We start from the raw sequence: 6,708 nt of genomic DNA on the forward strand, positions 1-6,708 counted from the left end.
CAGCTGTTACATCCGATGTCTACGGGACCGATGAGGCAGGTGTGACCAACCACCGAACCCCCCCCCCCCCCCCCGAATGTGACTCCTCAACGGCCGGTCAGTTGCTCGGGGGCGCCGAGCCGACCACCCACATCGCGAAGAACTGCGATCCGCCGCCGTAGGCATGCCCCAGCGCGCGCCGGGCACCGTCGACCTGGTGCTCGCCGGCCTCGCCCATCACCTGGAGCGCGGCCTCGGCGAAGCGGATCATGCCGCTGGCGCCGATCGGGTTGGAGGAGAGCACGCCGCCGCTCATGTTGACCGGCAGGTCGCCGTCGAGCGCTGTCACGCCGGCCTCGGTGAGCTGCCAGCCCTCGCCCTCGCCGGCGAAGCCGAGGTTCTCCAGCCACATCGGCTCGAACCAGGAGAACGGCACGTAGATCTCGGCGCAGTCGATCTCGGCGCGCGGGTCGGTGATGCCGGTGGTCCGCCACAGGTACGCCGCGGCGTCGCGCCCGGCGCGCGGGTTCGCCTGGTCGCGCTCGGCGTAGGCCAGCGGCTCCGAGCGCATCACGGTGCCGTGGATCCAGGCCGGGTTCGCGATGCCCGAGGCCGCGACGGCCGCCTCGGAGGCGATCACCATGGCGCAGGCACCGTCGGAGGAGGGGCAGGTCTCGTCGTACCGGACCGGATCCCACAGCACCTGCGAGGCCAGCACCGACTCGACGGTGGTGTCGGGGTTGCGCAGGTGCGCATAGGGGTTGCGCAGCGCGTTCTGCCGGTCCTTGGCCGCCACCATCGCGCCGACCTCGGTGGGAGCGCCGGAGCGGCGGATGTAGGAGCGTACGTGCGGCGCGAAATAGCCGCCGGCGCCTGCGTGCACCGGCATGGTGAACGGCACCGGGATCGACAGCGCCCACATCGCGTTGGACTCCGACTGCTTCTCGAAGGCCACCGTCAGCACGCGCTGGTGCACGCCGGCCTGGACCAGCGACGTGGCCACGATCGCGGTCGAGCCGCCGACCGAGCCGGCGGTGTGGACACGCAGCATCGGCTTGCCGGCCGCGCCGATCGCGTCGGCCAGGAACAGCTCGGGCATCATCACGCCCTCGAACAGGTCCGGCGCCTTGCCGACCACCACCGCGTCGATGTCGTCGAAGGTGAGCTCCGCGTCGGCGAGCGCGCGGTCGATCGCCTCCCGCAGCAGCCCCGGTATGGAGACGTCCTCGCGCTTGGCGCGGTAGTGGGTCTGACCCACGCCGATCACGGCGGCCGGGACCTTGCTCATGCCGATGCCTCCATCACGCAGACGAGATTCTGTTGCAGGGCGGCGCCGCTGGTGGCGTGACCGAGCGTGCGATCCGCCTCGTCGGACCAGATCCGGCGGGCCGCCTCGCCGATCCGGATCAGGCCGGCGCTGAACATCGGGTTGGCCGCCAGCGCGCCGCCGGAAGGGTTGATCGCGATGTCGGGGGCCAGGCCCAGCTCGCGGCGCAGGATCAGCTCCTGGTGGCTGAACGGAGCGTGCAGCTCGGCCACCTGGACGCCCTCGGTGCCACCGGCGCCCGAGGCGGCAGCGGCGGCGCTGGGCGAGCGCAGCAGGTCGCGCAGCCCGAGGTCGGCGGCGTCGGTGCTGTGCGCGATCCCGACGATCACCGCCGGGCGCCGACAGGTCGCCGGCAGCCGGTCGGTGGCCGCGATGACGACTGCGGCCGCTCCGTCGGTGACCGGCGCGCAGTCCCAGCGGCGCAACGGGTCGGCGAACATCTCCTGGGCGAGTACGTCGTCGATGCTGGTCTCGCCGCGACGCACGGCGTACTCGTTGCCGATGGCGTTGCTCCGTGAGCGCGCCACCACCTCGGCCATCGCCTTCTCGTCCCAGGCGCCCCGCTCGAGCCCGAGCCGCGCCTGCAGGCCCGCGATCGACACGGTGTCGGGCCACAGCGGCGTCAGCGTGTAGGGGTCGAGCTGGAGCGCGAGGGTACGGCGCAGCGTGCTGGCCGAGGACTTGCCGAACCCGTAGACCAGGGCCGTGTCCGCCTCGCCGGTCTGGATCTTCAGCCACGCCTCGTAGAGCGCCCAGGCGCCGTCCATCTCGACGTGCGACTCGCTGATCGGCGGTACGGCGCCGAGCGCGTCGATCGCTGTCACGAACGAGAACGACCGCCCGGCGAGGTAGTCGGAGGAGCCCGAGCACCAGAACCCGATGTCGGCCTTCGTCCAGCCGGTCTGCTCCCACAGTTCGTGCAGGATCGGCACCAGCAGTTCCACGCAGTTAGGGGAGCCGTCGAAGGCCCGCGTCTGCCGCTGGGCGAAGCCCACCACCGCCACGTCTCTCACAGGTGCCTCCGGTAGCTCTCGAAGTCGGCATCCGGCTCGCCGGTGGGCTCGAAGTGGCTGATCGTCTCCATCGAGTAGCTCCGCTCGGCCTCGGGCTTCCAGACCGCCCGGACCCGCATCCCCATCCGCACCTTGCTGGCCTCGACGCCGAGGATGAGGTGGAGGAACGCGATGTCGGCGCCGTCGAGCAGCACGTAGGCCGAGACGTAGGGCGGCTTGATCCGCTGACCCAGGAACGGCACGTTGACGATGCAGAACGTGGTGACGATGCCGGTGTCGGCCACGTCGAAGGGCGCTTGCGTCGGCACCCCGTCGACCGGGCAGGCCCCGCGCGGCGGCACGTAGACCTTGTGGCAGACCGGGCAGCTCTGCGCCAGGATCCGGCCCTCCCTCAGCCCGCGGCCGAAGACCGACTCCTCCGGCGAGGCGGCATAGTCGTAGGCCAGCCGGACCGGGGTGATACCGACCGTCACGGACGCCGGGGATGGGCCTGCCGAGGTGGGGGGCTCCTCGGCAGGCCCGGACGCGGGCGCGGTCCCCGCGGGTTCGAAGCACGCCAGATCGCGCACCGACCCGGTCCGCTCCTGCGCCCACCGCGCGCGCACCCGCATCCCGGTGCGCATGGTCTCGGGCTCACCGGCGTCGACCGCGTGCAGCAGCGGCGTGTCGGCACCGTCGAGCAGCACCAGGGCGAATGCGAACGGCCGCTCCAGCGGTTGACCGGGCAGTGGCTCGGCGACCCACGACCAGGTGACCACGCTGCCCTCGTCGGCGACCGGCTGCATCCGGGTGACCGGCGCGTGTGTCAGTGGGTCGTACTCCGGTGGCGGTACGGCGATGCGACCATCGGACAGCACGCCCCCGATGACCTGCCGCGCGGCCAGGCCGGAGAGGTACTGCGAGAGCACCGGCCCGAGCGATCTGGTGTAGTCGAACTCGAGCGTGAGCGGCTGATGCAGCACCGCCTCTGCGGTCGATGTCATGACACAAAAGTGAAACACGTTCTAGTCTTGGGCGCAACGACGGAAGGGACGCGGATGAAGCTGGGACTACAGCTGGGCTACTGGGGCGCGCAGCCCCCGACGGGCGTGGCCGACCTGGTGGCGGCGGCCGAGGAGTCCGGGTTCGACGCGGTCTTCACCGCCGAGGCGTGGGGGAGTGACGCGTTCACGCCGCTGGCCTGGTGGGGCCGGGAGACCTCGCGCCTGCGGCTCGGCACGTCGATCGTGCAGATGTCGGGCCGGGCGCCGACCTCGATCGCCATGCACGCCCTCACCCTCGACCATCTCTCCGGCGGCCGGATGATCCTCGGCATGGGCGTGAGCGGTCCGCAGGTGGTCGAGGGCTGGTACGGCCAGCCGTTCGGCCGGCCGTTGGCCCGCACCCGCGAGGTCGTCTCGATCATCCGCCAGGTGCTCGCCCGGGAGGCGCCGGTGACCAACGCCGGCCCGCACTACCCGCTGCCGTACGCCGGGAAGGGCGCGGTCGGGCTGGGCAAGCCGCTCAAGCCGATCGTGCACCCGCTGCGGGCCGACATCCCGATCTGGCTGGGCGCCGAGGGGCCCAAGAACGTCGCCCAGACCGCCGAGATCGCCGACGGCTGGATCCCGATCTTCTACACCCCTCGCAGTGCGCCGATGTACCAGCCGTGGCTGGAGGAGGGGTTCGCCCGGCCGGGTGCGCGCCGTACTCGTGACGACTTCGAGATCGCCGCGACCTGCCACCTTCAGGTGGTCTCCGGTGCGGCCGAGAAGCGGGTCGTCATCGAGGCGATGAAGCCGTTCGTGTCGCTCTACATGGGCGGGATGGGTGCCAAGGAGCAGAACTTCCACAACGCCGTGTTCGCCCGGATGGGCCATGCGGAGCTGGCCGCCCAGGTGCAGGAGCTCTACCTGCGCGGCGAGAAGGAACGGGCCACCGCGCTGGTCCCGGACGAGCTGGTCGACGACATGCACATCATCGGCACCGCAGCGGAGGTCCGCGAGCGGGTCGCGGAGTGGGAGTCGACGGGTGTCACCACGCTGCTGCTCAGCCTGCGGTCGGCCGACGAGGTGCGTCGGGTCGCCGAGGTGCTCGGCTGAACTCCCGCATCCGCCTGACGTAGCTGACCAGCCGGCGGCCCGGCACCGGAGCCGGCCATTCGTCGGGACGGAACCACGCGTCCGAGCCGCCGTCGACGAAGACGATGCTGCCGCAGAGGAAGTCGGCGGCGGGGGAGAGCATGAAGACCACCCAGTCGGCGAGCTGGCCGGCGTCCCCGAAGCCGCCCACCGGCACCGGGAACGACCTGATCAGCCGAGCCTCGGCGGGCGTCGCGAGCTGGGCCTCCAGCAGCGGCGTGAGGACGGCGCCGGGCGCGATCGCGTTCAGCCGGATCCCGGCGCCGGCCCACGCCGGCGTCACGGCGCGCCGCCTGACCCAGCGGGAGAGGGCGATCTTGGACGCCGCATAGGCCATCGGTGGCGCCGCTTTCGCGCCGTAGCGCCGGCACGCCGCCGCGGCTCGCGGTACGTCGCCGGCCAGCAGCGCGCGGACGGCACGGCGCGGCACCAGCGGGGTCGTCGTGGTCGAGTTACTCGCGAAGACCACCACCTTGGCGGAGCCGGAAGCGGCCAGGGCCGGCCGGAGCGCCTCGAGCAGGGTCACCACGCCGAGGTAGTTCAGCTCGCAGATCAGCGGCACCCGCCCCGGTGCGCGCGCGGGCCCCACGCCGGCGGCGAGCACCGCGCCGTCGAGCCGTCCCTCGCATCGCGCGAGGACCTCCTCGATCGCGGCACGCCGGCCGTCGGCGGTGGCCAGGTCGGCGACGACGTCGGCCTCCCGGACGTCCACCGTGAGGACGGCGTGGCCGGCGGCCCGCAGCCGCGCGACGACGGCGGCGCCCATGCCGGAGTAGGACCCGGTGACGACGTACGTGCCCATGCAGGCACACTAGAACGCGTTCTCGTTTCGTGGTTGAATCCGAGAGTGCTCGATCCGCTCGGCCCCGCCGTCCTCGGCCCGGTCACGCTGCGCAACCGGGTGATCAAGGCGGCCACGTTCGAGGGTGCCACTCCGGGCGGCCTGGTCAGCGACCGGCTGATCGACTATCACCTCGCGGTCGCCGATGGTGGCGTCGGGATGACCACCGTCGCCTACCTGGCCGTCTCGCCCGAGGGGCGCACCCATGCCGACCAGATCCACTGGCGGCCCGAGGCGCTGTTCGGGCTGCGCCGGCTCACCGAGGCGATCCGCGCCACCGGCGCGAAGGTCAGCGCCCAGATCGGCCACGCTGGACCGGTCGCCAACGGTGCCTCCAACGGCGCCCCGAGCCTGGCGCCGAGCCGGGCCTTCAACCCGCTCTCGATGCGCTTCCATCGGGTTCCGGCGGCGGCCGACCTCGACCGGATCGTCGGCGACCACGCCCGAGCGGCACGCTATGCCGCCGACGTCGGCTTCGACGCGGTCGAGGTGCACCTGGGCCACAACTATCTGGCCAGCGCGTTCCTCTCGCCGAGGCTCAACCGCCGCACCGACCGGTACGGCGGGTCGCTGGCCCGGCGCGCCGACTTTCCCCGCCGTATCGTGGCGGCGGTCCGTGAGGCCGTCGGCGACCGGATCGCGGTGACGGCGAAGATGAACATGCGCGACGGCTACCGAGGCGGCTTCGACCTGCCCGAGTCGGTCGAGTTCGCGCTGATGCTGGAGGCCGACGGCCACCTCGACGCGCTCGAACTGACCGGCGGCTCCTCGCTGATGAACCCGATGTACCTCTTTCGCGGCGCCGCCCCGGTCAAGCAGATGGCGGCCCGGATGCCGATGCCGGCGCTGCTGCGGGTCGGCATCCGGGCGTCGGGTCACCGCTTCTTCCGCGAGTACGAGTGGCGGCCGCTCTACTTCCTCGACCTCGCCCGACGGTTCCGCGAGGCGCTGTCGATGCCGCTGATCCTGCTCGGCGGCATCACCGACCTCCCGGCGATGCGCACCGCGATGGCCGAGGGCTTCGAGTACGTCGCGATGGGCCGCGCGCTGCTGCGCGAGCCGGACCTGTTGCGACGGATCGCGGCGGACGGGTCGACACGGTCGCAGTGCATCCACTGCAATGTCTGCATGTCGACGATCTACACGGGGACCGAATGCCACCTCGCCTGAACGAGCGGATGCGCTCGCGGTTCGTCCGCGACGAGGTCAGCGACGCGCAGGTCGACCATGAGGCGGCGGTGGTCGGGCCGCTGGCGCAGGCGGTGCGGGGCCTGGTGGATGCGGTGATCCGCACCGAGGTCGACGACGCCGAGATCGAGGCCGTACGCCGTGAGGTGGAGGCGCTGACCGCCCGGCTGCGCGCCCGTGAGCTGGACGGCTCCTACGGCACCCGGCTGAGCGCGACCGGTCGGGTGCGGAACTGGGGCA

The 6,708-nt window shown here is 72.1% G+C and carries 6 protein-coding genes and 1 pseudogene; 3 read left to right on the forward strand and 4 right to left on the reverse strand.

Features of this window, described 5'->3' with window-relative positions:
- Positions 1 to 97: 97 nt before the first annotated feature.
- Genes VHA72_RS09240 through VHA72_RS09250 form a run of 3 tightly spaced genes read right to left on the reverse strand, consistent with a single transcriptional unit; the run spans position 98 to position 3,302 of the window.
- Complete coding sequence (locus tag VHA72_RS09240) at positions 98 to 1,267, reverse strand: thiolase family protein (protein WP_325574478.1); 1,170 nt, start codon at positions 1,265 to 1,267, stop codon at positions 98 to 100.
- Positions 1,264 to 2,319: a thiolase family protein gene (locus VHA72_RS09245; RefSeq protein ID WP_325574480.1), complete on the reverse strand. Its 1,056-nt coding sequence runs from the start codon at positions 2,317 to 2,319 to the stop codon at positions 1,264 to 1,266. The genes VHA72_RS09240 and VHA72_RS09245 overlap by 4 nt, the downstream gene beginning before the upstream one ends.
- Positions 2,316 to 3,302: a Zn-ribbon domain-containing OB-fold protein gene (locus VHA72_RS09250; protein ID WP_325574482.1), complete on the reverse strand. Its 987-nt coding sequence runs from the start codon at positions 3,300 to 3,302 to the stop codon at positions 2,316 to 2,318. Before VHA72_RS09250 ends, VHA72_RS09245 begins: the two co-directional genes overlap by 4 nt.
- 54 nt (positions 3,303 to 3,356) lie before the next feature.
- On the opposite strand from VHA72_RS09250, the gene VHA72_RS09255 reads away from it, so the two are divergent.
- The gene (locus tag VHA72_RS09255; protein ID WP_325574484.1) at positions 3,357 to 4,400 is read left to right on the forward strand and encodes an LLM class F420-dependent oxidoreductase; all 1,044 of its coding nucleotides are present in this window, start codon (positions 3,357 to 3,359) and stop codon (positions 4,398 to 4,400) included.
- On the opposite strand, the gene VHA72_RS09260 is transcribed toward VHA72_RS09255, so the two are convergent.
- Positions 4,348 to 5,241 (reverse strand): SDR family oxidoreductase, encoded by an 894-nt coding sequence (locus VHA72_RS09260; RefSeq protein WP_325574486.1) that lies wholly within the window; start codon positions 5,239 to 5,241, stop codon positions 4,348 to 4,350. The genes VHA72_RS09255 and VHA72_RS09260 overlap by 53 nt on opposite strands.
- A 45-nt stretch (positions 5,242 to 5,286) precedes the next feature.
- On the opposite strand from VHA72_RS09260, the gene VHA72_RS09265 reads away from it, so the two are divergent.
- Together VHA72_RS09265 and VHA72_RS09270 are read left to right on the forward strand one after the other, a co-directional pair.
- Complete coding sequence (locus tag VHA72_RS09265) at positions 5,287 to 6,450, forward strand: NADH:flavin oxidoreductase (protein WP_325574488.1); 1,164 nt, start codon at positions 5,287 to 5,289, stop codon at positions 6,448 to 6,450.
- Positions 6,435 to 6,708: pseudogene (locus tag VHA72_RS09270) on the forward strand (hypothetical protein); the annotation flags it as partial. The gene VHA72_RS09265 and the pseudogene VHA72_RS09270, both read left to right, overlap by 16 nt.

Source organism: Nocardioides sp. (assembly GCF_035547795.1).
Classification (GTDB): Bacteria; Actinomycetota; Actinomycetes; order Propionibacteriales; family Nocardioidaceae; genus Nocardioides.